Raw genomic sequence first — 23,650 nt, forward strand, 5'->3', positions numbered from 1 at the left:
GTTTCAAACCTATCTTGTGAGGGAAAGCTTGAAGATTCTGGGTTTAGTAGGTAGCCCCCGAAGAGGCGGCAACACAGACCTGATGGTAGACGCCATCCTGAAAGGCGCCGCCGACAAGGGCTATGCAGCCGAAAAGGTGTACCTCTACGACGTGAACATTGAGCCCTGTGTAGATTGCCGCGCCTGCAAACAAGGCAGCTTACGCTGCGTTTTCCAAGATGGCATGCAGACGCTTTATCCTAAACTGGAGACGGCGGATGTGGTGGTGTTTGGTACGCCGCTTTACTGGTATGGCGCCTCAGCAACCATGAAGCTGCTGGTTGATCGGTTGCGCCCCTACATTGCCTCAAAGAAGCTCGCCGGCAAAAAGGCAGTTGTGGTGGTGCCCTCTGAGGAAGGAGCCGACGCCTGCAGCCACATCGTTGCCATGTTTAGTTTGTCGTTTAGGTATCTGGGGATGGAGTTGGCGGGTGTTCTGCTGCCTAAAGCCTACGAGAAAGCTGAGGTGCGCCAGAATCCCCAGGTGCTAAGTGACGCGGAAGCGGTTGGCAGAAGCCTCGGTTAGATTAGGCTTTGTTTTTTGGTACGCGGAAGTGGCTGTCTTTGCCTGCGCTGATGTATTCGCCGCCCATGCCTCGGGCGGCTGAGGCTATTTTTGCGAAGTTCTCCGAACCCAGGAACTGTTTGGGTTTTATGATTATGAATTCTCCGCGTTCCTCAAAGCCGAGGCGGGCTTCAAGTTCCTCGGGGAAACTCATGCGGATGTCGTCGAGCGAGCGCTTTTTGGAGTCAGCTGGCGGGGCGGGTGCCGGCGCAGGTTTCGGTGCAGGCGCGGGGATGGGCGCTGGGGCGGATGCGGGTTTTGCTGGTGGAGGCTGGGTGATTTGTCCCACTGCCAGTGACTTCAAAGACGCCGAAACCGTCCGCAGTTCCTCAGAAACCCTGTTTAAAGTAACCGATATCTCTTCCACTTTAGCCAAAAGCTGATTGAGCTTATCCCTCTCACTGCTCACGTGCGCTCCCTCATAAACCCCTAAACAGCCCCGATGCTTATTACTTTTTTTCCTAAATCACAACAAAGCAGCCGGATACTCGCAGAAAAAGTTGGGGTCTTGCCGGAAATGGCGCTTTCTGCGGCAGCACAAATTGCGAAGGAGAGATGCTGTTGCTTGCACCTATCTACCCCCCCTCTATTTATAGAGTGAACTGGCGGTTCAACTTCTGCTGCCTTTCGCCTAAGGCTTCTGCCCCTTTGCTTAAATACAAAGCAGGGCAATCCATACCTATGACGCCCAAGCCCCCCAGCCCCGCAGACCCCGACATTGCCATAGTGGGCGCTGGACCCGCCGGCAGCTACACGGCGCTGCAGCTGGCAAAACTGGGCATAAAAGCCGCCGTCTACGAGGAACACAGCCAAATCGGGGTGCCCAGTCACTGCGCAGGCCACATCAGCATCCGCAGCCTCAGAAACCTCGGCCTCTACCCCCTCCCATCAGGCATCGAGGAAAACCGGTTCCGCGCAGCCAACTTTTACTCACCCCATGGAACCAAATTCAGCCTGCACCTCTCCTGCCCAGTCACGGTGGCGCTTAATCGGGCACGCTTCGATGGGTACCTTGCGGAGATGGCGCAGGCGGCGGGAGCACAGTTTAGGCTGGGCGCGCGTGTGGATTCGCTTCTGGTGGGCAAGGGCGGCGTTGGAGGACTAAAGGTTGCATCAAGCGGCGGCCAAGAAACTGTGAACTCGAAAGTTGTGGTGGACTGCGAGGGCATCTCGTCGCGGCTGCTAAGGCAGGCGGGACTGAAAACGCTGCAACCTAGCGGGCTTGTCTATGCGGTGGAAACCGAAATCGAGGGCGCCCAAGACCTCGAGCCAGACGCAGTGGAGGTTTACTTCGGCAAAGCCTACGCCCCGGGCTTCTACGGCTGGCTTATCCCACGCCGCGACGGCACCGCCAAACTGGGCTTAGCCACCAACCACGGCAACCCCCAGGCTTACCTGCGGCGGCTAATGACCAAGCACCCCGCTGCGTCAAAGCAGCTTGCCAAAGCCAAAATCACGTCGGCAGGCTACCACGGCATCTCGCTGGGCGGGCCCATCCCCCGAGCCTACACCGGCGGATTCCTCGCCGTCGGCGACTGCGCCTCACAGGTTAAACCCACCACGGGCGGAGGAGTCATCTTCGGCTTAACCGCAGCCACCCAAGCAGCAGACGTAATCAGCCGCGCCCTCCAAAGCGGCGATGTCTCAGCCCATGCGCTCTGCGAGTACCAGAAACGATGCAGTGACCTGTTTGGCTTTGATTTCCGCGTGATGCTGCGGCTACGGCGGTTTTTGGATTCGCTCTCCGATGAGAGGCTAGATGAGATGCTGCGGGTATGCCGCAAACTCGGCGTAGACAAAGCACTCGCTGATGCAGATGAAATCGACTACCAGGGCCAACTGCTCCTTTCCGTGGCGACAAAACCGCAGATGCTGGCGGCACTCGCGTACTTTGGGCTACTCTACCTGTCTACATGAAGTCAAGGATGAGTAAAATGCCGTTAAAACTAGATAAATGATTTACTAAAACGTAACTTAGATGATGTGTATCGCTTGTAATATTGTTAAGGCAAACGCAAAACTTGAAACAGCAAAGGAAGCATAGGCTATTTTTACTGCTCTTGAAACCATAAGAATTTGGTAATATAAACTTGCATTATTGCATTGCTGCTTTAGTGATTCAGAGTCTTTTTCTAATTCGTTTATTATTCTATTGATTAATTCTTTTAGTGAATTCCCTTTATTGACACAGGTAAGTTCTTTTCTTTTTTTGCTGTCGTTTACAAAATCATCTGTATGGTATCTTATGCATTCTAATCCTCTGAGAGCAACATCGGCTGCAGTAATGCGAACCATAGTAATTTTCAATTGTTTTCTATCAAAATTACCACAGAGTAATAATGTCATATCAACCTCCCTGCCCAGAGTTGAATAACCACCCTCTCCCCCTGATTCATTCCATTTTTCATAAAAGGTCGATAACTGTTTAGCAATTTGTTCAATCTTATACAACCGCTCTTCAATTGAATCCTTACTTAAGTTAGACTTGTCTATATTGGCAGTAATATCTTCTATCAAGCTAGCTGTCAAATCATTTGCTTTGTTAATAAAATCAAGCGCAACAAGCATTCTTTCTTCCTTAGTCATACCGTATCAACGGTTGTTAGCTTAATTAGTTACCCATTTAAAGATATACTCTAAACTGAGTGACCTCAAATAGTATCGGAGAGAATTCTCCTAAGTGTGAAAAGAAAAGGGATTATCGCTTAAACATAAAAGCACCTTTTTAAGTATATGGTTGGATTTTAGAATGGGTAAGAAAAATGTCCGACGAATTTGAGTATAAGCAAGTCATTGTTTTCCGCACGGATTTGCAGATGGGTAAGGGCAAGATCGCGGCGCAGGCAGGGCACGCAGCTATCTCCTCGGCGCAGGATGCTTATGTTCATCATAAGAAGTGGTGGGATGCATGGCTTTTTGAGGGCCAAAAGAAGGTTGCGCTTAAAGTCGCCACGGAAAAGGAGCTCTGCGAACTTGAGGAGGCAGCCGAAGACCTGGGGTTGCCCCATGCGCTCATCGTGGACCGCGGCTTAACTCAGATTCCAGAGGGCAGCATCACCTGCCTTGGCATCGGACCCGCCCCAACCGGCATGATTGACCGCTTAACGGGAAAGCTTAAGCTGCTGTAGGCGACTTTTTTGGCTGTTCCAGACATCGATCGGCTGCTGGGCATGGAGGTCTACGCCACCCATACCGTGGGCATCGGCGGCTCCATCAAGACTGCGCCAGAGGATTTTTTGGTGGAGGAGGTCCTGGTGGATGGCTCCAAAGCCAGCGTCGACTGCGAGGTTCCAAGCAGGGTTTTAGGCTCAAGCGCATCGCATCAGCGGTTTCTGCTCTGCATGCTAATTAAGCGTAACTGGGACACCTTCATCGCCACCAAAAACGTCGCGAAAGCACTGGGGATTGAGCCGCGGCGGCTGCAGTTCGCAGGCATCAAAGACGCCAAAGCCGTCACTGCCCAGTTCATCACGCTTGAGAACGTTTCGGTGGAGGAAGCCGCCAAAGTCGAGGTAACCGGCGTGCAGTTATTCCCCGTCGGTTATGTGCATGAGATGCTTTCGCTGTTCTATCTTCTGGGCAACCACTTCACAATCACAATCAAGGGCGCAGACGCCACAGTCGAGCAGATAAACGCGGCAATCAGCGAACTTGACGCTGCCGGGGGCATCCCCAACTTTTTTGGGCACCAACGCTTCGGCACCACCCGCCCCGTCACGCATCTGGTCGGCAAAGCCCTCACAGCCGGAGCCTTCGAGGAGGCAGCAATGCTGTTTCTGGCAAACCCCAGCAGCTACGAGCACCCCGCCTCGAGGCAGGCACGCCAGGAACTCGCAGATACCCATGACTTTAAACGCGCCGCTGAAGGTTACCCCAAGCAGCTGCGGTTCGAACGCCAAATGCTAGGCCACCTCGCAGAGAACCCCACGGATTTCGTCGGCGCCTTCCAGCGGCTACCCCCCAAGCTCCAAGCGCTCTTTGTCCAAGCCCACCAAAGCTACCTCTTCAACCGCTTCCTAAGCGGACGCATCAAAGCGGGGTTGCCTCTCAATGGGGCGTCGGTGGGGGATTTTGTGGTGGGTGTGGAGCGGTCGGGTTTGCCGTTGACTTCGATGCCGAAGGCTGTGACGGAGCAGAATCTGGGGCAGGTTAACTCTGCGGTGGCGGCGGGAAAGATGCGGGTTGCACTGCCAATTTTTGGGGTGAAGCAGAAGCTCAGCGGCGGCGTCATGGGGGAGGTGGAGCGGCGGGTGCTCTGTGAGGAGAACATCTCCGAGGAGGGGTTGCGGTTTAATGTGCTTTCAAGGGTCGGCGGCAAAGGCGGCTTGCGGACAGCTGCGACACCGGTTAAGGATTTCACTTATCAGATTTCAGATGGCACGGTGAAGGCATGTTTTATGCTGCTGCGGGGCTGCTACGCCACCGTGCTGTTGCGTGAACTCATCAAGCCCCAAGACCCCGTGGCAGCAGGCTTCTAAGCGCACTGCATAAACGCTGATAAATGGGAAGCTACTTCTCTACTGTCGGGAGCAGCTTTTAATGGAGAATCCCCCTCAACCGCCGCCTCAATGCGTAATACCCATCCATAAACCCAGCCTACGAGAATACGCCTTCTTCTTTATAACAGGCATCGTAGTCAGCATCCCCTTCGCCGCCTTCTTCGAAAGCATCTACCCCTTCTCGATGGCGCTGCTGATTGTGGTGGTGGCGCCCTTCATCGAGGAACTCGCCAAGGTTTACCCCCTCTTCTACCGCCACGGAGAAACCGAACGCTCCATCGTCACGTTGGGGCTGCTAATCGGCCTGGGCTTTGGCATAGCTGAACTCGTCGAGTACACCATCATCGGCGGAGTCCCCTTCTACATCCGCATCCCCGGAGTGATCTTCCATGCCTCCAGCGCAACCATAACTGCCTACGGCATCGCCAAAAAGAACCCGCTGCCCTACTACCTCATAGCGGTGTCGCTGCATGTAATCAACAACTTCTTCGCGCTAACAACCGACCTGCTTGCGTTGCTGGTGCAGCTTTTGGTGCTCATCGTCGTGTACTGGCTAGCCTGGCGCTTCTATCATAAGGCCAGACCCGACGTAATGGTGACTTAACAGGCCCGGTCGGTCTGAGCTAAATCCTTAACCCTGTTCACGCCGTCGATTTCCAAAATAAACTCGGCGACGCTTCGGGGAACAAGCTGCTTCCAGCCCTCATCGTTTTTAACCATTTTTTCCCGCACAAGCGTGGACATGTAGAGTTTGCGGTCAAAATAGGGGATTTCACGCACGGGGTAACCTGCCTCCGTGAAAAGCCTGCGCGTCAAGGGCTCATTAGAGAATAACACGTCAAACTTGGGCGTGTAGCCTTCCACGGCGCTAACCCAGAGCATATGCAGATGCACATCGGGCACCGGTACAATCCAGAGTTTGCCGTTTTCTACGCCTGCCTCCTCAAGTGCACGGCGAACCATAATCAACCGTTCCCCCGCTGTGAAGGGGTCATGGTGGGTGTGGCTGTACTGGGCGCTGCCGATGACAACTACTAATTCATCAACCCTCTCCATGGCGTATTTGATGGCGTCTTGGTGTCCAATGTGGAAGGGCTGGAATCTGCCGACGTAGAGACCGCGAGTAACCAAGCTGTATCCCTGCTCTGTGGTTGGCTTTGGATACATTTATGATTTGCGCAGAGCCGCTTCAAATGTACTTTGCCAAGACATCCTCAACGGGGAAAACCCTGAGGCAGCCGCCATCCACAGCGACCTCTTTGGGCTCCCTGTACCCTCGCCGTTCTCGCCTCAGAAACTCCAGCTTCACCCCAACTCCGCCAGCGCCATAGCCGCCCAATCCCAAATCAGACTTGACCACGCGGTGGCAGGGCACCACGATGGGGTAGCGGTTGCAGGCCATGGCGTTGCCCACAGCACGGGCGCCTCCACCTACCGCCACAGCGATTGCCCCGTAGCTGGTAACGTAGCCCACCGGTATCGCCATTGTGGCATGGAGCACCTTCTGGGTGTAGAGGGGCATATCCGCGGTTGATAAGCAAAAATCAACGTCAGTGTCTTTGCCCTCGTAGAGGCTTTGGAGGCCGCATAGCAGCGTCTGCGCGTGTGGGGTGGGTGTATGGAAAACTTGGAAGGGCAGGTTGAAGGGCAAGTTGATTAAGATGCTGTTTAGGGCTACTGGTTGGTGGCTGCTGAAGGCGCAGGCAACAGTTTCGCCTCCGCTTAGGGCAACTGCGAAGTGGACGCCTCCGAGGTTTTGGCTATAAATCTCGATCAAACCTTACCCCTACGCAGGTTTGTTGGGCGCGTGGATGTTAAAAGTTTCTGCGGAAAAAACCACTTGTGTCCCTGCAATCCATACAGGTTCCGACGACCGCGACATTGCTCAAGTTAGGTTTCTGCTCCAGCACACTTCGCGCGTTTAAGGTGACGTAGCCGATGGTTTGCCGCATCTGTGGCATCTCAGCGGTTTATTCTCGCTCATGCTTGCTCGCCTAGCAGTTGTATAATGGTTATAAGTAACCTTAATAGATTGTCTTGTGTATATCACACGAAAAGGCGAAAAACTTATGGACAGATATGGATCACAAATTCCCACGCTCCCAACAATTCCACAGATTCCACTCACGCCCCAAGTGCAGATGCCAGAGCAGCAACAGCAGCCCCAACCCTATCAGGCTCCAAACGGGGGAGGCTGGATGCCGGGCGCCACCACCGTCGGCGTCATCTTCAAAGGCGGTGTGCTTCTCGCCGCAGAGAAACGCGTCACCTACGGCTACTTCATAATGAGCCGAGGCGGCAAAAAAGTTTTCAAAGTTACAGATCGAATCGGCGTTGCCTGCGCAGGCCTCGTCGGAGACATGCAGATCCTTGCAAGAGAAATGGAGGCGCAAGCCAAACTCTACAGCATGGACGTAGGCAGACCCATAAGTGTACACTCATCCGCGAAGTTGCTGGCTAACGTGCTCTTTAACCGTCGCTACGCGCCACTCATCACCCAAACCATCGTGGGCGGATTAGACGAGGACGGCCCATCAATCTATGTTCTTGACGTTTTAGGCTCCCTTATCCCCGACAAATACGCGGCGGTCGGCTCAGGCACAGAAATCGCCATCGGAGTCATCGAGGAAGGCTACAAAGAAGACCTTACCCTCGAGGAAGCCAAAGCCCTCGTTAAACGCGCGGTTAAATCAGCCATCACCCGCGACGCGACAAGCGGCGACGGCGTTGACTTTTTGGTCATCACCAAAGACGGCGTCGCTGAAGAATCCGCAAAATTCTAAACCCACCTTTCCCCCAATTCTTTTAGTTACATAGCAGGCAGCGGCTACCCCGCGTAGGTGTAAACTATGACGTTTGAACTGAGTCAGCAGGAAGGAGAATTCCTCATAAAACTCGCCCGAGGTACCGTGAATGCTTACCTTGAAAACGGCGCCGCAACCCAGCCGCCCAAGGGCACCCCCAAAAAGCTCTTTGAGCGATGCGGCGTCTTTGTCACCATCAACACGCAGCAGGCAGATGAGAAGATGCTGCGGGGCTGCATCGGCTACCCCTACCCCACCAGTCCCCTGGTGAATGCAGTTATAGACTCCGCTATAAACGCCGCAACCGAGGACCCCCGCTTTGAACCTCTATCAATAGAGGAACTTGAAAGGGTTGTTTTTGAGGTCAGCGTGCTAACGCCGCCTGAAAAAGTCGAAACCAGCAACCCTAAAGAGTACATTTCCAAAATCAAAGTCGGCGAAGACGGCTTAATCATCGAACGCGGCTACAGTAAGGGACTACTGCTGCCCCAAGTGCCCATCGAGTGGGGCTGGTGCGAAGAAGAATTCCTCTGCCAATGCTGCATGAAAGCAGGCTTACCCCCCGACAGCTGGCTAACCCGCGACGCCAAAATCTACAAGTTCCACGCCATAATCTTCGAGGAACAAACCCCAAACGGCAAAATAGAACGCCTAAATTTAAAGCCCTAATTCAGCAGGGTTTCAATGATTTCCACCGTGCGGTCCAGCCCCTGATACTTGCCTGAGAATCGGCTGATCTCCTCGGCTTTTTGGGTGTAGCCCTCAAGGTTTGCCTCCATCTTCTCCACGGCACGCTGAAGTTGCTTTCTGTTTTTTGCCACAATCGAGCAGCCCATTTTCTCCAGCTTCGCCGCGTTGCCCAACTGCTCAGGCTGCGTGGGCAGGCAGATGCTGGGTTTGCCGTACTTGAGGGTTTCAAAGCAGGTTGCGTGTCCACCGCTGAAAATCACGTATTTGGCATTTCGCAGCGCTTCCGCTCGCTCCTCCGCGGTGAGCCAAGTGTGGAGTTGGTAGTTAGCGATGGACGCGGAGGTTTTCTTGCCCGGCGTGCCTATGCTGATGACGCATTTGCTCTTGGTTTTCTCAAGCACAGGCAGGATGGTTTTAAGCAGGTGCGCTCGGCTTCCGACGGGTCCGCTGATGGGCGCAAAAATGTGCTCTGAAGCGCCGCTTTCGGGTTTGGTGTCTACGAAACTGCCGACGTACTCGGTTTTATCCGCTATACCCATGTGCGCTATGTTGCCGATGCTGAATTCTGAGACGGTGTAGGGCGGGGGGTTGTCGGGGATTACGATTTTTGTGGATGCCTTGTAGTAGCGTTCGATGAAGCGCTCGCCGGGGCTAAGCAGCGAGTTGAAGCCGTAGCTGGGGCGAATCATGTTTTCCACGTAGACCGAGGGGATTTTCCATCTGCTGGCGAGTCGAAGCGCGTTTATGTCGCCGTCGGCTATCAGAACGTCGGGGGCTATGTTGCGGATGTTTTCTCGGAGGTCATAGTAGCGGTGGATGGTTTCGTAGGCGTTGGAGTTTTTGATTTCCATGCGGTTCTGCTCTAAATTGAAAAGGGGCAGCGGCAGAAACAGGTTAAGCAGCGACGCCGACGTGAGGATGCCATGTGCGTTCTCATACCATGAGATTGGTGTGCAGGGATAAACCTGCTTGAATTCTTTTTTAAGCAACTCGTATGCTTTGCCGCCGGAGAAAAAATGCATGTCGTGTCCATGCTGCTCCAGCCGTTTCCCTAGGGGAATTAGCCTTGAAACGTGGCCCAAGCCCAACTCTGAGCAGCTCAGTAGCAGTCGCATACATTTAACTGTTAAATGGATGATTCTATTTGAACTATAGCTTGCTTTAAGTGGGGAAAGGCAAGCATTTTTTAGATTAAGCCGCATGAATAGCATGTATGTTTGTTCCCAGACGGATTGTAGAGGAAAAGCTTCTATCCCTCCTCGCCGACGACGTGGGGCAGGGAGATGTGACTGCAGCCGCAATAATCCCCGCAGACGCAGCGGCGCAGGCGGAGGTCGTAGCCAAAGCCGACGGCGTCGCAGCAGGCATCACAGAAGCCATTATCCTCGCCGAGGCATTAGGGCTAAAGGCAGAAGCCAAAGTTTTGGATGGCGCCGAAATCAAAAACAAGCAAGTCCTCATCAAACTCAGAGGCAACGCCCAAACCGTCCTCGCCGCGGAACGCACCATGCTTAATCTGCTCTCGCGGATGAGCGGCATCGCAACCCAAACCCGCAGCCTAACCCAAAAACTCACAAAAGCCCGTGCTAAAGCCAGAATCGCCGCCACACGCAAATCGGCGCCTGGGCTGCTCTACTTTGACAAGAAAGCCGTGGCGCTGGGCGGAGGCGACCCGCATCGGCTGCACCTCGACGATATGCTACTCATCAAGGACAACCACCTGGCAATCGTGGGAGGCGTAGAGAAGGCAGTTGCATGCGCCAAGGCAGCTGCGTCTTTTTCCAAGAAAATCGAGGTTGAAGTCGCCACTGCCGAGGATGCACTTGTAGCGGCTGGGGCAGGAGCAGACATCGTGATGCTCGACAACTTTACGCCGCAGCAGGCGCATGAGGCAGGCGTGAAGCTTCGACAGGCGGGATTTGCCCATGTGCTTTTGGAGGTCAGCGGCAACATAACCGCCGAGAACCTGCTTGATTACGCAGCGGCAGAGGTGGACATCATCAGCATGGGCGCGTTAACGCATAGCGTCAAAGCGTTGGATATAAGCCTGGAAATTGTGAAAAAATAGCTGTGCTTAGGCCCCTATAGAAAGCGTGTAGGTCTCCACCACGGCGCCGATTATCAGCAGCAACGCGACGATACCGATGAATATGGCAAGGTACTTGAGTTCCCCCATCAAGCGTTTCTCACCCTGCATTATCCTCCTAAACAGCCAGATGCTCTCCGCCATCCCAATCGAGTAAGACACGTATTCAAGCAGGAAAACCGCGCCAATTAGCGCCAAAGCCAGAAACGCCGTCGCCGCAGAAATCTCAGGGGTGGCTGTGGTTGCTCCGCTGGCGGCTTGGATTTCAAACACTGCCCGAAACGCCTGTCCCGTGCTGAAGAGTATGAACATGCCTATGCCGAATCCTGCAAGCGGCACAAACATGAGCAGGCAAAGTGGGAAGTTGTTGAGGAAGATATCTTGGACGAGGGTTCCCTGTTCATTGCCCTGCGTGAGGGTTTGGTTTAGCTGGTCACTTATCATTTTTGCCTGCGTTGGGCTCATGGGCACCATAAGACCGATTAATGTGGCTAAGACGGCAAGTACCAAAACGAAGAGGATTGAGTAGATTCTTCTTTGTCGAAGCGAAGCCTTAATCCAGAACTGCGGATAATTCATGTCGTTTCCTCCAAACGTTATTTCGACGTGATTGTTAGAGCGCGAAAACCTCTCGCTACAGGGTTTAAGGTTTCACACAATTTAACCTTTCCCAGCAACCCGTCCGTATCCACCGCGAAGCTACATAGGTCATGCTCCCCGTTAAGCAGCGAATGCAAATACACGCGGTCCCCAAGCACGGTGGGTCTGCAGTTCAGCGGCAACCCCAAAAGAAGCGGCGCGCCAGATTCCACTGCCCTCTTAGCCGCATAGAGAATGGCTTCTGCCCCCACGGTTAACTCGGCCACCCGCACAGGCACGCTTTCCTTGCCGATTGCCAGCATCTCGATGCCGTAGAGCCGCTTGATTTCAGCTGCGGTTTTGCGTAGTCGCGGCAGAATCTTTAGGATGTTTTGGCGCCCCGCCTTTGATGCGCGCATGTTTAAGAGCTCCACGGGCGAGAGGTCCTCGATGGTGACGCCGCCTAAGGTCATGTCCAGATGCACCGCGTCCGCTTGGTTTGGGCAAGCAGCTGCAGGCACAGGGTGGCTTCATGCACAATCACTTCTAATCCGTTGTCGACTTCGCGGAAAATCGGCTCAGCTAACCGCAGAGTGGGTTCCCGGTAGGGGGGCTCAACTAGGACTGCAACTGAGGCAACAAGGTGAGTGGGCTGGAAAGTGGGGTCGAGGAGGGCTGCGCCTGAATCCGCCGCGATAACCTTCAAAGCTTTCACTAAACAACAGGTGGGCTGCGTACAGAATTAGGTTTCTGTTTGCCCCTCACATTTGGTCTTAAGGCCCAGAGCTAACAGGTACATTTCCGAGCTTTTCTGGCGGCTGGCCTGTGGCTTAACCAGCTGCACGGATTCAAAGTTGGCTTTGACCTCTGCGATGTAGTCGTTGAGTAAGTCGCCTTCGAAGACTTTAACAAAAAAGTTGCCGCCGTCTTTTAGGAGGCACCGCGCGATCTCCATGGCTTTGGTGGCTAAGTCAATTTGGCAGGCGTGGTCAACTTCCCAGATGCCTGTGACGTTGGGGGCTGCGTCGGATATGACGACGTCTGGTCTGCGGGGTAGAAACGAGAGAATCTGCTGGGCGATGTCGGGTTCTGTTAAGTCAGCTACGATGGTACGGATGTATTCCTGCGTGAATGGCTCGATGGGTTTCAGGTCGACGCCTAAAACGAAGCCGTGTTTCCCCGTCATTTTGCGGGCTGCCTGAATCCATCCGCCCGGCGCCGCGCCAAGATCCACCACGACGTCGCGGAATTTGATGAAGCCATATTTGCTGTTGGCTTGCACTAGCTTGTAGGTGCTTCGGCTACGGTAGTTTTCGGCTTTAGCTTTCTTGTAGTAAAACTCGTTTTTACGTTCACGTATCCATGCTTTCGGCGTCGGAATCATCCTCGGACAGAATAGGTTCAGCAGTTACGCTTAGAGCCTCAGGTGCTGCTGCGGGTGCGGGTTCTTTTCCCAGATTAAGTATCCAGTCGGTGAGGCGCTGGCAGTTTTTGGGGGAAATGGCGGTTGTGGGGTCGCATCGTGCGTTGTCGGGGCAGAGCAGGCAGGGGCAGTCAATGATGGTTTCGATGGATGCGGGAAGCCGTTTGGGGTAGAGCCTATAGGTCCATCTGCCTTCCTGAAGTTCCTTTTCCCGGCGGATAAGGCCCTTCTCTTCGAGTTTGATGCTGACGCGGCTGCCTTCGCGGCTGCTTGCGCCTAGTTCCCGCCATAAATCTGATTGAAGCACTCCCTGATAGCCGGTGCCTACAACATAGTGGAGTGCTTTCTGTTCAAGGTCGTTACGCTTTGGCATGTTAGGGTCAATTCCAAATAATACAGTAATATAAGCGTTGGATTCAAATAAAAATATGTATCCCCACAGTAGTGTGGAACCAAATGAATAACACAGTGCAACAGAGGGGCAAATTCTGCCTAGGCATCGAATCCTCAGCAGATGACTTCGGCGTCGGAGTCGCCGACTTCAACGGCGAAATCTTAGCCAACGTCTCCGACAGCTACATCCCAGCGGAAGGCGGCATACACCCCCGGGAGGCAGCAAGGCACCATGCCGAAGTCGCCGACCAAGTCGTCAGCGAAGCCCTCCTAAAAGCAAACGTAAAAGCCTCCCAGTTAACCTGCATCGCGTTCTCGCAGGGCCCCGGCTTGGGACCCAGCCTCCGAACAGGCGCAACCGTCGCCCGAGCCCTCGCCTCCTACCTGTCTGTGCCGCTGGTCGGCGTAAACCACTCCGTGGCGCATATCGAAATCGGCAAACTCCAAACCGGCGCCGCCGACCCCGTAACGCTCTACGCCTCAGGAGGCAACACCATGGTCACCGCCTATGAGTCAGGCAGATACCGCATCTTCGGAGAAACCCTCGACATCGCATTGGGCAACTGCCTAGACGTGTTTGCCAGGGAAGCGGGGCTTAAGCACAAAAAGGGGTTGCCGCTGGGCGCCGCCATCGAGCAACTTGCATTGAAAGGCAAAAAACTCGTTCCGCTGCCCTACGTGGTGAAAGGGATGGATTTATCTCTCAGCGGATTGTTGACGGCGGCTACGGCGGCGCTGCAGAAGGGCGCTGGACTGGAGGATGTTTGCTTTAGCCTTCAGGAACACGCGTTTTCGATGGTGACGGAGGTGACGGAGCGGGCGCTGGCTCACACCGAAAAACGGGAGGTGCTGCTCACCGGCGGCGTCGCGGCGAATAAGCGGCTGCAGGGGATGCTTTCTGTCATCGCGGGGGAGCATGGCGCCAAATTCAGTGTGGTTCCAATGCAGTATGCCACGGATAATGGCGCGATGATTGCTTGGACAGGAACGCTTGCGTATAGGTATGGGTTGACGGTGCCGCTTGAGGAAAGCATGGTTCGGCTGCGGTGGCGGGCTGACAGGGTGGATGTGCCATGGATACAATAGATAAGACGCCGCGGGCGCGGCTAATCAAAAAAGGCGCCGAAGCCAGCCTCTTCCAAACAGAGTGGCACGGCAAAGAGGCAGTGCTGAAAGTCCGCGTGCCCAAACGTTACCGCCCCGCCGAGTTGGACCGGCAAATCCGCAGCTACCGCACCATCCATGAACCCCAGCTAATGCATGAAGCCAAAGCCGCAGGCGTACCTACACCGCTGATTTACATGGTTAACGTGCCCGACGCCACCATAGTTATGGAGTACATCGAGGGCAGACAGGTAAAGCAGGTCCTCAATCAAGCCTCCCAGCAGATTCGCCAGCAGCTTTGCATCCAAATCGGGGAAGCCACAGCCAAACTCCACAAATCTGGGTTAATCCACGGCGACTTAACCACCTCCAACATGATCCTGGCAGGCGACGGCAGAATCTTCTTTGTCGACTTCGGGCTGGGCGAGAAAAACCTGGAAGTGGAAGCCCGAGGCGTGGATTTGCATTTGCTTAAACGTGCCCTGCAGAGCACCCATTTTGGTTTCTGGGAGGAATGCTTCCAGGGGGTGCTTTGTGGCTATGGCACCGTGTTGGGCGTGGAGGCGGCGGAAAAGGTTTATGAGAAAATCCGTGAGATAGAGAGGCGTGGACGCTATGTTGAGGAACGCAGGCAGTAATGGGCTACTTGGGGGCAAAGTGGTGCTTTTCGCCACCGGCAACGTTAACAAATTCAACGAAGCCCGCGCTATCCTTGGCGCATATGGCGTCTCGGTGGGGATGCTTCGGCTTAAAGGCGACGAAATCCAAAGCGACAGCCTCATGGAAATCGCCCAGAAAAGCGTCCGCTACGCCTACGGGCGATGTGGATTGCCCATTTTTGTAGAGGACGCAGGCTTATTCATCGATGCACTCGGCGGCTTCCCGGGGCCCTACGCAGCCTACGCGTACAGAACCATCCATAACAGCGGCATCCTCAAACTCATGGAGGACAAAGCCGACAGAAACGCCACTTTCCGATCCGTTATATCCTACCTCGACGGCAGCGTCCCCTGTCAACCCAAGAGTTTTCTGGGTGAATCCAGAGGCACAATCACGGTGGCGGAGCGGCGTGAGGCGGGCAAGTCAGGTTTTGGCTTTGACCCCATCTTTCAGCCGGAGGGCAGCAGGAAAACCTTCGCGGAGATGACTATCGGCGAGAAGAATGGTTTTTCGCATCGGGCCTGTGCGCTCCGCAGATTCGCGGAGTGGTACCAAACCCATGTTGCATCTGAGGCGGCTTCTTCAGCGGTTGAATAAAACGTTATAAGCGTCAGCTATCCCCATTGCTGGAGGAACCAATCTTGAATGCCAACCGAGCGGTTAAGGGAAACATGCTGAGTACAGTGGCGGCTTTGCTGGCTGTCGCGTTAGTTGCATGCGCAAGCATGATCTGCGTAGTCTATTCGCCTCAGATTGATTCGCAGGCAAAAACCATAACAGAGCAGAACCAGCAGAAATGGAAAATGAACCAAACCATCGGCGACCTTGAGGGGCAGGTGGAGGATTTGCAGGGTCAACTGCAGTCGCTGCGGGAGAGATACACCGCTAACCTCGTCACCGCGTTGGGCGTCGCCGACGTGGCATCCAACGACTCTAGCCTGCGGCACCTCTTCATACAGGGCACCGTCATGAACACGGGTGTGGTGGCAGCCGCCAACGCGGGTTTGCACGTCAAGGGCTACGGCGCCAGCCATGAAGTGCTCATTGACCTGACAACTTCTCTTGACAGCTACGCAACCTACCAGAATGGCTTCGCCTCTGCCCAGTCGCTGTCAACGCTGTATCCGACCCAGATCCAGACCATCAACATAGCCATCTACCACGAGGGAACCGTCGTGGACTGGAGCATAACGCCCCTCTGCGACGACGCCTCCTAAACGCTGCTCTAAGCAGGGGGCTAAAAAGTGTTATATTGCTAATGCTGCATATTTGCAAATGGGCATTGGGCATGAGTAACCATACAAAGAAAGACCGCGACTGGGGCTGGCATGAAGGCTTAATCTCCGCCCTCGCATTCGGCGGCTTCCTCATTATTTTGGGCGTCGTCTTTGGGTTAACCCCTGGGATTTCAGGGCAAACCATCGACTTCTTCACCGACATAACCGCCGTTAGCTACCCCGCAATCAACGGCAACATCATCCTGCCTGCACCCGCCGACCCCTCAGCCCACCTGGGATTCTACGTTGCAGTCCTAAGTTTCTTTGTCGGCATCGCGGTTCTGCAGGTAGTTATCTTGGCGCTTCGACTCTGGTACCACTCACGCCTTGGACGCATAGCGGAAACCGTGGGCAACCTGGTTTTCTGGGCAGGCGGCGCTGTGGCAGCGTACGTGTTTCTGCTGGCGGGCACCTTGACGGGGTGGTTTACGTTCTGGGCGATGCTGCTTATAATCGTGGGTATCTCGCTGATTGTAAGGGGCCTTATCATCTTTGCTAAGAGACATTAAACCTCCCCTGACATCTACTCTTGGGCTGTGGAGGATTCATTTTCTTTTTTTCGGCGGCTTAGACTAGCTACTTTTAAATATTGGTGCAGTGTGGTTAAGGTGCACAATGTGGTGTAACGATGCCAAAGCAAGAAAAAGGGAAATCACATTCAGTTCGTCCAGTCAGCAGGCGCCCACCTAGCTGGTGCAAGTACCAGCCTGAGGAAGTTGAAGCCTTCATCATTAAACTCGCCAAGGAAGGCCACAGCATGAGCAGTATAGGCACGGTTCTACGTGACCAATACGCGATTCCATTGGCTAAGCCGATTACGGGTAAAAGCATAAGCGACACGCTTAAAGCCTCAAATCTGGCTCCGCCTATGCCTGAGGACCTATCTGACCTCATGAAGAAAGCCACACGCCTCGCCGTCCACATGGACAAAAACAAGAAAGACCTCCATAACAAACGCAACATGCAGATCATCGAAGCCCGCATCCACAAACTCAGCCGCTACTACAAACGCGAAGGCGTAGTTGACAAGAGCTTCAAGTACAAGGCAAAAATCGCCTCAGTAACCTAAACTATCTCTTTCCCCAAATTTGGGGCTTTTAGTTTTTCTTATTCTTCTATGCGCCAGCTTTAAATCTGGAAAACGCCACTCATAGCAGAAGTGAATTGCATGGCGCAGAACGATTCCATCGAGAAATTCATAGCACAATCCAAAGAAGCAGCCAAAGTCATCGTGGAAACCGCAAAAAACGACGGCTTCATCAGCTGCTTTAGCCACCTCGACGCTGACGGCGTAGCCGCCGCAGGCATCATGGGCAAGATGCTTAGCCGCCTCGACGCACGCTTCCGCATCCGCGTCATGCAATGGGTAGATGAGAAAATCATTGAGGAAGTCACCGCCGGCAAGCCGCAGCTGGTCATCTTGACGGATTTTGGCAGCGGCTACCTGGATTTACTCAACGAAAAAATTCCGGGCAGCAAAATCGTTATCCTCGACCATCACCAAATCACCGGAGACGCCAAAAACCCCAACTTTACCATGCTCAACCCCCACGTCTACGGCATAGACGGCGCAACCGAGGTCAGCGGCTCAGGCGTGGCATACTTCGCAGCCAAAGCAGTCAACCCCGCCAACGTGGACTTAGCCCCCATCGCCATAGTCGGCGCATTGGGCGACATGCAGGACAAGTATGAGCAACGCAGCCTCAAAGGCCTAAACGAAATCATAGTCCAAGACGGCCAAGCCGCCGGCTTAGTCAAAGTCGTAAAAGACCTCACCTTCTTCGGCCGTGAAACCCGCCCCATCCACAAGATGCTCGCCTCCACCACCAACCCCTTCATCCCCGGCCTCAGCGGCCAAGAAACCGAATCCCTCAACTTCGTAACAAACCTCGGCTTCCCCCTCAAGGCTGGCGAGAAGCTCCGCAGCCTCTGCGACTTAACCGCTGAGGAACGCAAAACCCTCTGCTCGGCGCTGGCGGACTATTTGCTCTCCAAGGGACTGCATCTTGAAGTCGAGAACCTCATCGGCAACATCTACATCCTCGCCAAAGAGGAACCCAACACTGCCCTGCGGGATGGACGCGAGTTCTCGGTGCTTTTGAACTCCACGGGCCGCATGGATCGCCCAAGCCTTGGCATAGCCATCTGTATGGGAGACCGCAAAGCCGCCCTTGAAGACGCTAACAAGCTGCTGGAGGATTATCGCCGAAGCATCAACAAGTATCTGGGCTGGGTAGCAGAGAAACCTGAGCGCCTCCGCGAGTTCCAGAACGTGTACGTTATTTTTGGGGAGGACCAGATTAACGAGAAAATCATCGGAACTGTCAGCAGCATCCTTGTCTCGACGCTTGCCAACAACCTTAAGCCGCTGCTGGCGTTCGCCAACATCAAAGAGGAGAACGCCGCCAAATTCTCTGGGCGAACCACCGAGGCAGCAGTGCAGGCGGGCGTGAACCTCGGCGACGTCATGCGCATTGCCTCTGAGCAGAACGGCGGCAAAGGCGGTGGACACAACATCGCAGCGGGCTCGCAGGTTCCGCTTGACAAAATCGAGGCGTTCCTAAAAACAGCCGACGAATTGGTGGGGCGGCAGCTGAAGGGGGAGAAGCTTGCAGGCGACAGTCACGCTTAGCTACAGCGATGCAAAGATGGCGGAGGCAGTTGCCAAGGCGGTGTCGCCTGACAACCACAAGACGCCCCCGGGGCTAAGCATTGTTACGGTTCAACAGGACAAAAAAGTGGTTACGGAAATAGTCTGCAGCGGCAAACTCGCCACCTTCACCGCCACCATCGACGATTTGCTTTCCTGCGCATCCACAGCGGAGAAAACAGTTAAAGCAATAACAAAATAATTCTTCGTAGAGCAGGGACTAACAGACAGAAAAGAAAACCGTTTTTGCCTATAAATAGAGGGGGGTAGAGGCTGCTGGAGCAGCAGACACCCCGCTTATGTCGCCATAGGCAGGGGGAATGACGTAGAGAGCAGCAGGATCAGCGCAGCTTCATAAGCACCATTTCAGCCGCTAGAACCATGGGTTCCCAGGTTTCGCAGAGGGGTGGCGCGTAGGCTGTGTCGGCTTTGGCGAGTTCCCGCACCGTCATGCCCTTCTGGATGGCGAAGGAGAGGCTGTTTATGCGTTGGGTAACTTCTTCTCCTCCTACAACCTGTGCTCCGATGATGCGTTGGCTTTCTTTCTCTACGACCAGCTTGACTTTGATGGGTTTGGAGCCTGGGAAGTAGTCAGCGCGGGTTTTGCTGCTAATTGCGCCGGTAACCACTTCAATGTGGTTGCGTGCTGCAGCAGCCTCCGTTAACCCCGTGTTACCAGCCTCAACCTCAAAGAGCTTGGTGACCGCCGAAGACAACACGCCGCTAAACAGGCTGTAGCTGCCAGCCGCATTGGCGCCGCCAACCTTGCCCATCCGCACAGCCACAGTGCCTAGCTGTGGACAGCAGACCCGGTGAGTTATCAAGTTGAAGGCTTCGGCGCAGTCGCCCACGGCATAGACGTCTTTGACTTCGGTTTCCATGCGGGCGTTGGTTTTGATGGCTCGGGTTTCGCCCAGCGGTATACCGGCATCCGCGGCAAGCTTGGTAGATGCGCGTACGCCAAAGGCGCTGACGAACAAGTCGGCTTCGATGACTTCGCCGCCTGCCCTAACCGCGGTGACTTTGCCCTCGCCCAGAAACTCCTCTACGGCTTTGTTAAGCAGAATCGTCATGCCGTTTGCTTCAAGATGCTCCTGCACAAGCTTAGCCATGTCTGCGTCTAGGAGCTGCGGGAGAATCTGAGGCAGCATCTCCACCACAGTGACCTTCAATCCCCGCTCGATCAAGCCCACTGCCAACTCCAACCCAATTAAGCCTGCGCCCATAATAACCGCGGATTTGGCGCCTGCCTTAACAGCGGCGTCGACGCGTTCGCCGTCTTCGATTCCGCGTAGACTCAGGATGCCCCCTTTCTCTTTGCCCTTAATCGGCGGCATAAAGGCATCTGCGCCCGTCGCGATTATGAGGCTATCGTAGGGGAGGGTTTCGGTTTTGCCGTCAACTGCTTGGATGGTGACGGTTTTGGTTTGGGTGTTGATGGCGGTGGCGCTGGTTTGGAGACGCAGATCCAGCTTGAGCATCTGGAAATAGGCAAGGGGATAAACCGTTAAGTCAGCGAAGCACTTTATGTGTCCACCGACGACGAAGGGCAAGCCGCAGCGGCTGTACCCCGCGGTTTTCTCCTGCGTGATAAGGGTGATTTCGGCGGCGCGGTCTTTTTTGCGTGCTGCAGAAGCCGCTTCCACCCCCGCTGCGTTTGCGCCGATGATAACGATGCGCCTAGCCATCATGCTCGCCGCTTAGCATTTACCTGCCGCTTGGGCTCGATGCCACTCAACGGCTGCATTAAAATCCATAAGGTTAGCTAGGTCTGCTTGGAGGTTTGTGGGTTTCACGACGAGCAGCCAGCCTTTGCCGAAGGGGTCTTCGTTTAAGGTTTCGGGTTTAGACTGCACTTCCTCGTTAACTTCCTCTATGGTGCCTGTGACGGCGCTGACCAGATCCGAGACGGCTTTAACTGATTCGAGGGTGCCGTAGGGTTCGCCCTGCTTAACCTGTGACCCAGCGCTGGGTAATTCGGCGTAGACGATTTCGCGGAGCGATTTTTGGGCGTAGTCGGTGATGCCGACGCGGACTTTGTTGTTTTCGATTTTTATCCATTCGAAATCTTTGGAGAAGTAGAGGCCTTCGGGGACTTCGTACTGTTCAACTTTTACCATGAGCTTGGACCTTCATTGTTTTCTTGAAAAACATGTAAGTGGTGTGAGGCTATAAAAGGTTTAAGCGGCTTGTGGTGGGTGTTTGTTTTGTGGGTGCTTTTTTGTTTGGACATCCGTAAACCTAAAATATGTAATCATTTAATTACATGTTATCATTAGGATACAGGTGGCTGTATGTCGCAACTAACCGAACTCGCAACAAAACTCAACGCTCTAGGCCACCCCCTCAGACTAAAAATAATCGCCACCCTCAACCAACAAGACCTCTACCTCAACGAAATAGCAAACAAAAACGGCATAAGCAGAGCCCTAGCCAAAATACACCTGAAAAAACTAGAAAAAGCAGGCATAGTCAAAAGCCGCATAGTCACCGCCCAAAACGAAGCAAAAGCACTGCGCTACTACACACTCATCCCCTTCGACATACAAGTCTCACCGCAGATACTTCAAAAGGAGGTGGAAAAGAATGGACAGTAGAGCCGCAGTAGCGCAAGCGCCTGGTTTGCAGTCGCCATAATCAGCGCCATGTACCTCTATATCGGCGGCATAACCCTCACTACAAACATAGTGGTGGGGCTGCTGGTTTTTGTAGCCTTCATCATAACCTTCGCTGTTACCTTCGGCTTAGAGGGCATGCGTCAAGAGAGTCCCCAAACCAAAGCTAAACTGCAGCAGACCACAGAGCTTGCCGAAATCAAAGCAGCAGTCACCGACTTAACAAAGAAAGTCGATGCAATCAAAAAGGAATTAGAGGAATAAAGCCCATAAGGGCATTCTGTTTTTATCTTTCCCGTTTACCCGCAATCCAATCTTCGGTGTTTTGGCGGGCTTGGCTGTCGGGAACCTGCACCGGCGGATGCTTAAACGCGTAAGAGGGCATGCTGATGAGGGCGCCGCTGATTTTGCGGTCCAACGCGATTTTGGCTGCGCGGATAAGGTCGATGACCACACCGCCGCTGTTTGGAGAGTCTTCGACTTCGAGTTTTACGCTGATGTTTATGGGGCGGTCGCCGAATTTGCGTCCTTTCAGGCTGATGTAGCAGATTTTTTTGTTCTTCAGAAATGGAACGTAGTCGCTGGGTCCGATGCGGGTGGGTAACGCGTAGGGCACCAGGCTGGTGACGGCTTCGGTTTTGCTGATGCGTTTGCTTTTGAGTCTGCCTTCGACGGTCATGTTTTGGAAGTCGGTGTCGCCGCCCAGGTTGAGCTGGTAGGTTTCGTCGACGATGACGCCACGATCCAGGCAGAGCCGCACGAGGTTGCGGTGCAGGATGGTTGCGCCTACTTGGCTTTTGATGTCGTCGCCTAGCACGGGTAAGCCGGCTTTTTCGAATTTTTTGGGCCACTCGCCGCTGGCGTCAGAGCCGATGAATTCGGGCATGCAGTTGACGAAGGCGCATCCGGCGTCGATGGCGCATTGGGCGTAGAAGCGGACTGCGTCGTGGCTGCCGACTGGGAGGTAGTTAACGAGGATTTGGGCTTTGGTGTCTTTGAGGGTTTGCACCACGCTTTCTTTGGTGGCGCTGCCGTCGTAGACGTTGAAGGTTTCCCGCATGTGGGGTGCGACGCCGTCTAGGATGGGTGCAGGTGATACGGTGACGCCCAGGTTGGGGACGTCGCTGAATTTTTCGCAGCAGTTGGGTTTTACCCAGATGGCTTCGGAGAGGTCTTTGCCGATTTTGGCTTTGTTAACTTCGAAGGCTGCGACGAATTTGATGTCTGAGATGTGGTAGCCGCCATAGTTCACGTGCATAAGGCCTGGCACAACTTCGTTTTCTTTTGCGTTCTTATAGTATTGGGTTCCCTGGATGAGGGCACATGCGCTGTTGCCAACGCCCACGATTGCTACACGGATTTGCGGCATAGAGATAACCATTCCACTGCAATGTTGATTGTAGGCTTAATGTGCACCTGCGCTATAACTTTTTCCCATCCGACTGCTTTTCTCTAAGAAGCTCCTTTGCCCAACCCGCGATGAATTCCACGTTGAGTCTGGTGAGGTAAACAAGGGTGGTTAGGCTCAGGTTGGAGAGCGCTGCGTAGGGGGTGAAGATGAAGCGTGCTGCCATGCGCCTGGCGAGTTTGTAGAGGCTAAAATGCCCGTAGCGCCGATAGGATATGCCGATGGTGACGTAGTTTTTGGAGGTTCCCAGATGCGTGGCGCCCAGAAAAGGCAGCACCACCCAGCGGTACCCTGTCTTCTGCACGTAGCGTTTGAAAACTTGGTCTTCGCCGAAAAAGAGCCTGGGCGGATTGTAGCCTTCCATGAGTTTTCGGCGGATGAGGATGTTGTTGATGTGGGGGTTAGTGTCGAGTTTGCTGAGGTTATATACTGTGCCTACCACGCGTTCGTAGGCTGCTGCATGCGGGTTTTTGTGGACGGCTACGGTTCCGATTGCGCCGACTTTGGGGCCGATGGCGCAGCTGACTTTCTCCAGCCAATCCTGCGGCAGCAGCATATCATCATCCACCATCGCCACCCACTCGGTCTTCGCCGACAATACCCCATGTTTACGCGCCACAGAAAGCGGTTTCTCATGGGTGTTGATGACTTGGCCTGCAAGGGGCATAGCGCGGATTTGTCGTAGCAGCTGCGGGTTGGCTTGGTCGCGGCTGGGCACCACGAAGTCGGCTTTGAAATCCTTGGTTGGGCAGGATGGCATAGGCAATATGTTTTGGAGGGGCAGATAAAAAGCTTCGCAAACCCAGCCTCCCCCATCGCTGTTGCTCTGCCATGATAGACCCCCCTCTATTTATAGCA

General features: G+C 54.1%; 33 protein-coding genes. 18 read left to right on the plus strand and 15 right to left on the minus strand.

The annotated features are described in order from the left end of the window. Nucleotides 1-28 precede the first annotated feature (28 nt). Nucleotides 29-565: a flavodoxin family protein gene (locus NWE93_08345; GenBank protein MCW4000236.1), complete on the plus strand. Its 537-nt coding sequence runs from the start codon at nucleotides 29-31 to the stop codon at nucleotides 563-565. 1 nt (nucleotide 566) lies between these two features. Here NWE93_08345 and NWE93_08350 read toward each other — a convergent pair whose 3' ends face one another. Beyond that, nucleotides 567-1,013 carry a hypothetical protein gene (locus NWE93_08350; protein MCW4000237.1) on the minus strand — a complete coding sequence of 149 codons (447 nt, stop codon included), beginning with the start codon at nucleotides 1,011-1,013 and terminating at the stop codon, nucleotides 567-569. Nucleotides 1,014-1,285: 272 nt separating this feature from the next. Between NWE93_08350 and NWE93_08355 the strand changes: the two genes are divergently transcribed. Next, the gene (locus NWE93_08355; protein ID MCW4000238.1) at nucleotides 1,286-2,521 is read left to right on the plus strand and encodes an NAD(P)/FAD-dependent oxidoreductase; all 1,236 of its coding nucleotides are present in this window, start codon (nucleotides 1,286-1,288) and stop codon (nucleotides 2,519-2,521) included. Nucleotides 2,522-2,578: 57 nt separating this feature from the next. On the opposite strand, the gene NWE93_08360 is transcribed toward NWE93_08355, so the two are convergent. Next, nucleotides 2,579-3,190 carry a hypothetical protein gene (locus NWE93_08360; GenBank protein ID MCW4000239.1) on the minus strand — a complete coding sequence of 204 codons (612 nt, stop codon included), beginning with the start codon at nucleotides 3,188-3,190 and terminating at the stop codon, nucleotides 2,579-2,581. Nucleotides 3,191-3,366: 176 nt separating this feature from the next. Between NWE93_08360 and pth2 the strand changes: the two genes are divergently transcribed. From pth2 to NWE93_08375, 3 genes are all read left to right on the plus strand, one after another. Further along, complete coding sequence (gene pth2, locus NWE93_08365; GenBank protein MCW4000240.1) at nucleotides 3,367-3,732, plus strand: peptidyl-tRNA hydrolase Pth2; 366 nt, start codon at nucleotides 3,367-3,369, stop codon at nucleotides 3,730-3,732. 9 nt (nucleotides 3,733-3,741) lie between these two features. Further along, a complete protein-coding gene (gene truD, locus NWE93_08370; protein ID MCW4000241.1) occupies nucleotides 3,742-5,082 on the plus strand; it encodes a tRNA pseudouridine(13) synthase TruD in 1,341 nt (446 codons plus the stop codon). A gap of 61 nt (nucleotides 5,083-5,143) precedes the next feature. Beyond that, nucleotides 5,144-5,707: a PrsW family intramembrane metalloprotease gene (locus NWE93_08375; GenBank protein MCW4000242.1), complete on the plus strand. Its 564-nt coding sequence runs from the start codon at nucleotides 5,144-5,146 to the stop codon at nucleotides 5,705-5,707. On the opposite strand, the gene NWE93_08380 is transcribed toward NWE93_08375, so the two are convergent. The 3 genes from NWE93_08380 to NWE93_08390 are packed head-to-tail and all read right to left on the minus strand — an operon-like array spanning nucleotide 5,704 to nucleotide 7,055. After that, nucleotides 5,704-6,234 carry a nicotinamide-nucleotide adenylyltransferase gene (locus NWE93_08380; protein ID MCW4000243.1) on the minus strand — a complete coding sequence of 177 codons (531 nt, stop codon included), beginning with the start codon at nucleotides 6,232-6,234 and terminating at the stop codon, nucleotides 5,704-5,706. The genes NWE93_08375 and NWE93_08380 overlap by 4 nt on opposite strands. A gap of 58 nt (nucleotides 6,235-6,292) precedes the next feature. Then, the gene (locus NWE93_08385) at nucleotides 6,293-6,880 is read right to left on the minus strand and encodes a methylated-DNA--[protein]-cysteine S-methyltransferase (GenBank protein ID MCW4000244.1); all 588 of its coding nucleotides are present in this window, start codon (nucleotides 6,878-6,880) and stop codon (nucleotides 6,293-6,295) included. 37 nt (nucleotides 6,881-6,917) lie between these two features. After that, the gene (locus NWE93_08390; GenBank protein MCW4000245.1) at nucleotides 6,918-7,055 is read right to left on the minus strand and encodes a hypothetical protein; all 138 of its coding nucleotides are present in this window, start codon (nucleotides 7,053-7,055) and stop codon (nucleotides 6,918-6,920) included. A 246-nt stretch (nucleotides 7,056-7,301) separates the two neighbouring features. Here NWE93_08390 and psmB point away from each other — a divergent pair, with 246 nt between their 5' ends. Beyond that, nucleotides 7,302-7,886: an archaeal proteasome endopeptidase complex subunit beta gene (gene psmB / locus NWE93_08395; GenBank protein MCW4000246.1), complete on the plus strand. Its 585-nt coding sequence runs from the start codon at nucleotides 7,302-7,304 to the stop codon at nucleotides 7,884-7,886. A 66-nt stretch (nucleotides 7,887-7,952) separates the two neighbouring features. Next, a complete protein-coding gene (locus NWE93_08400) occupies nucleotides 7,953-8,576 on the plus strand; it encodes a TIGR00296 family protein (protein ID MCW4000247.1) in 624 nt (207 codons plus the stop codon). Here NWE93_08400 and NWE93_08405 read toward each other — a convergent pair. Beyond that, nucleotides 8,573-9,712: a hypothetical protein gene (locus tag NWE93_08405; GenBank protein MCW4000248.1), complete on the minus strand. Its 1,140-nt coding sequence runs from the start codon at nucleotides 9,710-9,712 to the stop codon at nucleotides 8,573-8,575. The two genes, NWE93_08400 and NWE93_08405, sit on opposite strands and share 4 nt — an antisense overlap. Nucleotides 9,713-9,810: 98 nt before the next feature. On the opposite strand from NWE93_08405, the gene nadC reads away from it, so the two are divergent. Next, nucleotides 9,811-10,665, plus strand: coding sequence for a carboxylating nicotinate-nucleotide diphosphorylase (gene nadC / locus NWE93_08410; GenBank protein MCW4000249.1), 855 nt, complete (start codon nucleotides 9,811-9,813; stop codon nucleotides 10,663-10,665). 6 nt (nucleotides 10,666-10,671) lie between these two features. On the opposite strand, the gene NWE93_08415 is transcribed toward nadC, so the two are convergent. The 5 genes from NWE93_08415 to NWE93_08435 are packed head-to-tail and all read right to left on the minus strand — an operon-like array spanning nucleotide 10,672 to nucleotide 13,058. After that, entirely contained in the window at nucleotides 10,672-11,262 is a 591-nt protein-coding gene (locus NWE93_08415; GenBank protein MCW4000250.1) for a stage II sporulation protein M, read from the minus strand. Between the two features lie 17 nt (nucleotides 11,263-11,279). Next, nucleotides 11,280-11,747 carry a DUF4152 family protein gene (locus NWE93_08420; protein MCW4000251.1) on the minus strand — a complete coding sequence of 156 codons (468 nt, stop codon included), beginning with the start codon at nucleotides 11,745-11,747 and terminating at the stop codon, nucleotides 11,280-11,282. After that, complete coding sequence (locus NWE93_08425) at nucleotides 11,732-11,968, minus strand: DUF4152 family protein (protein ID MCW4000252.1); 237 nt, start codon at nucleotides 11,966-11,968, stop codon at nucleotides 11,732-11,734. Before NWE93_08425 ends, NWE93_08420 begins: the two co-directional genes overlap by 16 nt. A gap of 36 nt (nucleotides 11,969-12,004) precedes the next feature. Continuing rightward, nucleotides 12,005-12,646, minus strand: coding sequence for an RlmE family RNA methyltransferase (locus tag NWE93_08430; GenBank protein ID MCW4000253.1), 642 nt, complete (start codon nucleotides 12,644-12,646; stop codon nucleotides 12,005-12,007). After that, nucleotides 12,615-13,058: a transcriptional regulator gene (locus NWE93_08435; GenBank protein MCW4000254.1), complete on the minus strand. Its 444-nt coding sequence runs from the start codon at nucleotides 13,056-13,058 to the stop codon at nucleotides 12,615-12,617. Before NWE93_08435 ends, NWE93_08430 begins: the two co-directional genes overlap by 32 nt. 83 nt (nucleotides 13,059-13,141) lie before the next feature. Between NWE93_08435 and NWE93_08440 the strand changes: the two genes are divergently transcribed. The 8 genes from NWE93_08440 to NWE93_08475 all read left to right on the plus strand — a co-directional run bounded on the left by NWE93_08440 (nucleotide 13,142) and on the right by NWE93_08475 (nucleotide 18,971). Next, the gene (locus NWE93_08440; protein MCW4000255.1) at nucleotides 13,142-14,164 is read left to right on the plus strand and encodes a bifunctional N(6)-L-threonylcarbamoyladenine synthase/serine/threonine protein kinase; all 1,023 of its coding nucleotides are present in this window, start codon (nucleotides 13,142-13,144) and stop codon (nucleotides 14,162-14,164) included. After that, complete coding sequence (locus tag NWE93_08445) at nucleotides 14,152-14,820, plus strand: Kae1-associated kinase Bud32 (protein MCW4000256.1); 669 nt, start codon at nucleotides 14,152-14,154, stop codon at nucleotides 14,818-14,820. The genes NWE93_08440 and NWE93_08445 overlap by 13 nt, the downstream gene beginning before the upstream one ends. After that, nucleotides 14,798-15,439 (plus strand): XTP/dITP diphosphatase, encoded by a 642-nt coding sequence (locus NWE93_08450; protein ID MCW4000257.1) that lies wholly within the window; start codon nucleotides 14,798-14,800, stop codon nucleotides 15,437-15,439. The genes NWE93_08445 and NWE93_08450 overlap by 23 nt, the downstream gene beginning before the upstream one ends. 44 nt (nucleotides 15,440-15,483) lie before the next feature. Further along, complete coding sequence (locus tag NWE93_08455; GenBank protein ID MCW4000258.1) at nucleotides 15,484-16,059, plus strand: hypothetical protein; 576 nt, start codon at nucleotides 15,484-15,486, stop codon at nucleotides 16,057-16,059. A gap of 71 nt (nucleotides 16,060-16,130) precedes the next feature. After that, nucleotides 16,131-16,628 carry a hypothetical protein gene (locus NWE93_08460; protein ID MCW4000259.1) on the plus strand — a complete coding sequence of 166 codons (498 nt, stop codon included), beginning with the start codon at nucleotides 16,131-16,133 and terminating at the stop codon, nucleotides 16,626-16,628. A gap of 119 nt (nucleotides 16,629-16,747) precedes the next feature. Continuing rightward, nucleotides 16,748-17,188 carry a 30S ribosomal protein S15 gene (locus tag NWE93_08465; GenBank protein MCW4000260.1) on the plus strand — a complete coding sequence of 147 codons (441 nt, stop codon included), beginning with the start codon at nucleotides 16,748-16,750 and terminating at the stop codon, nucleotides 17,186-17,188. 99 nt (nucleotides 17,189-17,287) lie between these two features. Continuing rightward, nucleotides 17,288-18,751: a DHH family phosphoesterase gene (locus tag NWE93_08470; protein ID MCW4000261.1), complete on the plus strand. Its 1,464-nt coding sequence runs from the start codon at nucleotides 17,288-17,290 to the stop codon at nucleotides 18,749-18,751. Then, complete coding sequence (locus NWE93_08475; GenBank protein MCW4000262.1) at nucleotides 18,729-18,971, plus strand: KEOPS complex subunit Pcc1; 243 nt, start codon at nucleotides 18,729-18,731, stop codon at nucleotides 18,969-18,971. Before NWE93_08470 ends, NWE93_08475 begins: the two co-directional genes overlap by 23 nt. A 139-nt stretch (nucleotides 18,972-19,110) precedes the next feature. On the opposite strand, the gene NWE93_08480 is transcribed toward NWE93_08475, so the two are convergent. After that, nucleotides 19,111-20,460, minus strand: coding sequence for an FAD-dependent oxidoreductase (locus tag NWE93_08480; protein ID MCW4000263.1), 1,350 nt, complete (start codon nucleotides 20,458-20,460; stop codon nucleotides 19,111-19,113). Nucleotides 20,461-20,469: 9 nt separating this feature from the next. Then, entirely contained in the window at nucleotides 20,470-20,889 is a 420-nt protein-coding gene (gene gcvH / locus NWE93_08485) for a glycine cleavage system protein GcvH (protein ID MCW4000264.1), read from the minus strand. Between the two features lie 174 nt (nucleotides 20,890-21,063). Between gcvH and NWE93_08490 the strand changes: the two genes are divergently transcribed. Both NWE93_08490 and NWE93_08495 read left to right on the plus strand, forming a co-directional pair. Then, complete coding sequence (locus NWE93_08490) at nucleotides 21,064-21,366, plus strand: ArsR family transcriptional regulator (protein MCW4000265.1); 303 nt, start codon at nucleotides 21,064-21,066, stop codon at nucleotides 21,364-21,366. Between the two features lie 48 nt (nucleotides 21,367-21,414). Beyond that, the gene (locus NWE93_08495) at nucleotides 21,415-21,648 is read left to right on the plus strand and encodes a hypothetical protein (protein MCW4000266.1); all 234 of its coding nucleotides are present in this window, start codon (nucleotides 21,415-21,417) and stop codon (nucleotides 21,646-21,648) included. Between the two features lie 22 nt (nucleotides 21,649-21,670). On the opposite strand, the gene NWE93_08500 is transcribed toward NWE93_08495, so the two are convergent. Together NWE93_08500 and NWE93_08505 are read right to left on the minus strand one after the other, a co-directional pair. Then, nucleotides 21,671-22,753, minus strand: coding sequence for an inositol-3-phosphate synthase (locus tag NWE93_08500; GenBank protein ID MCW4000267.1), 1,083 nt, complete (start codon nucleotides 22,751-22,753; stop codon nucleotides 21,671-21,673). A gap of 52 nt (nucleotides 22,754-22,805) precedes the next feature. After that, nucleotides 22,806-23,552 carry a glycosyltransferase family 2 protein gene (locus NWE93_08505; protein MCW4000268.1) on the minus strand — a complete coding sequence of 249 codons (747 nt, stop codon included), beginning with the start codon at nucleotides 23,550-23,552 and terminating at the stop codon, nucleotides 22,806-22,808. Between the last annotated feature and the right edge of the window lie 98 nt (nucleotides 23,553-23,650).

It is taken from the genome of Candidatus Bathyarchaeota archaeon (assembly GCA_026014735.1).
GTDB lineage: Archaea > Thermoproteota > Bathyarchaeia > Bathyarchaeales > Bathycorpusculaceae > Bathycorpusculum.

Excerpts from the sequence above, each read along its gene's own strand:
- NWE93_08355 (MCW4000238.1), top strand. The coding sequence starts at position 1,286 with ATGACGCCCAAGCCCCCCAGCCCCGCAGACCCCGACATTGCCATAGTG.
- NWE93_08360 (MCW4000239.1), bottom strand. The coding sequence starts at position 3,190 with ATGACTAAGGAAGAAAGAATGCTTGTTGCGCTTGATTTTATTAACAAA.
- pth2 (MCW4000240.1), top strand. The coding sequence starts at position 3,367 with ATGTCCGACGAATTTGAGTATAAGCAAGTCATTGTTTTCCGCACGGAT.
- NWE93_08375 (MCW4000242.1), top strand. The coding sequence starts at position 5,144 with ATGGAGAATCCCCCTCAACCGCCGCCTCAATGCGTAATACCCATCCAT.
- NWE93_08390 (MCW4000245.1), bottom strand. The coding sequence starts at position 7,055 with ATGCGGCAAACCATCGGCTACGTCACCTTAAACGCGCGAAGTGTGCTG.
- psmB (MCW4000246.1), top strand. The coding sequence starts at position 7,302 with ATGCCGGGCGCCACCACCGTCGGCGTCATCTTCAAAGGCGGTGTGCTT.
- NWE93_08400 (MCW4000247.1), top strand. The coding sequence starts at position 7,953 with ATGACGTTTGAACTGAGTCAGCAGGAAGGAGAATTCCTCATAAAACTC.
- NWE93_08405 (MCW4000248.1), bottom strand. The coding sequence starts at position 9,712 with ATGCGACTGCTACTGAGCTGCTCAGAGTTGGGCTTGGGCCACGTTTCA.
- nadC (MCW4000249.1), top strand. The coding sequence starts at position 9,811 with ATGTTTGTTCCCAGACGGATTGTAGAGGAAAAGCTTCTATCCCTCCTC.
- NWE93_08415 (MCW4000250.1), bottom strand. The coding sequence starts at position 11,262 with ATGAATTATCCGCAGTTCTGGATTAAGGCTTCGCTTCGACAAAGAAGA.
- NWE93_08430 (MCW4000253.1), bottom strand. The coding sequence starts at position 12,646 with ATGATTCCGACGCCGAAAGCATGGATACGTGAACGTAAAAACGAGTTT.
- NWE93_08435 (MCW4000254.1), bottom strand. The coding sequence starts at position 13,058 with ATGCCAAAGCGTAACGACCTTGAACAGAAAGCACTCCACTATGTTGTA.
- NWE93_08440 (MCW4000255.1), top strand. The coding sequence starts at position 13,142 with ATGAATAACACAGTGCAACAGAGGGGCAAATTCTGCCTAGGCATCGAA.
- NWE93_08445 (MCW4000256.1), top strand. The coding sequence starts at position 14,152 with ATGGATACAATAGATAAGACGCCGCGGGCGCGGCTAATCAAAAAAGGC.
- NWE93_08450 (MCW4000257.1), top strand. The coding sequence starts at position 14,798 with ATGTTGAGGAACGCAGGCAGTAATGGGCTACTTGGGGGCAAAGTGGTG.
- NWE93_08460 (MCW4000259.1), top strand. The coding sequence starts at position 16,131 with ATGAGTAACCATACAAAGAAAGACCGCGACTGGGGCTGGCATGAAGGC.
- NWE93_08465 (MCW4000260.1), top strand. The coding sequence starts at position 16,748 with ATGCCAAAGCAAGAAAAAGGGAAATCACATTCAGTTCGTCCAGTCAGC.
- NWE93_08470 (MCW4000261.1), top strand. The coding sequence starts at position 17,288 with ATGGCGCAGAACGATTCCATCGAGAAATTCATAGCACAATCCAAAGAA.
- NWE93_08480 (MCW4000263.1), bottom strand. The coding sequence starts at position 20,460 with ATGATGGCTAGGCGCATCGTTATCATCGGCGCAAACGCAGCGGGGGTG.
- gcvH (MCW4000264.1), bottom strand. The coding sequence starts at position 20,889 with ATGGTAAAAGTTGAACAGTACGAAGTCCCCGAAGGCCTCTACTTCTCC.
- NWE93_08490 (MCW4000265.1), top strand. The coding sequence starts at position 21,064 with ATGTCGCAACTAACCGAACTCGCAACAAAACTCAACGCTCTAGGCCAC.
- NWE93_08495 (MCW4000266.1), top strand. The coding sequence starts at position 21,415 with ATGTACCTCTATATCGGCGGCATAACCCTCACTACAAACATAGTGGTG.
- NWE93_08500 (MCW4000267.1), bottom strand. The coding sequence starts at position 22,753 with ATGCCGCAAATCCGTGTAGCAATCGTGGGCGTTGGCAACAGCGCATGT.
- NWE93_08505 (MCW4000268.1), bottom strand. The coding sequence starts at position 23,552 with ATGCCATCCTGCCCAACCAAGGATTTCAAAGCCGACTTCGTGGTGCCC.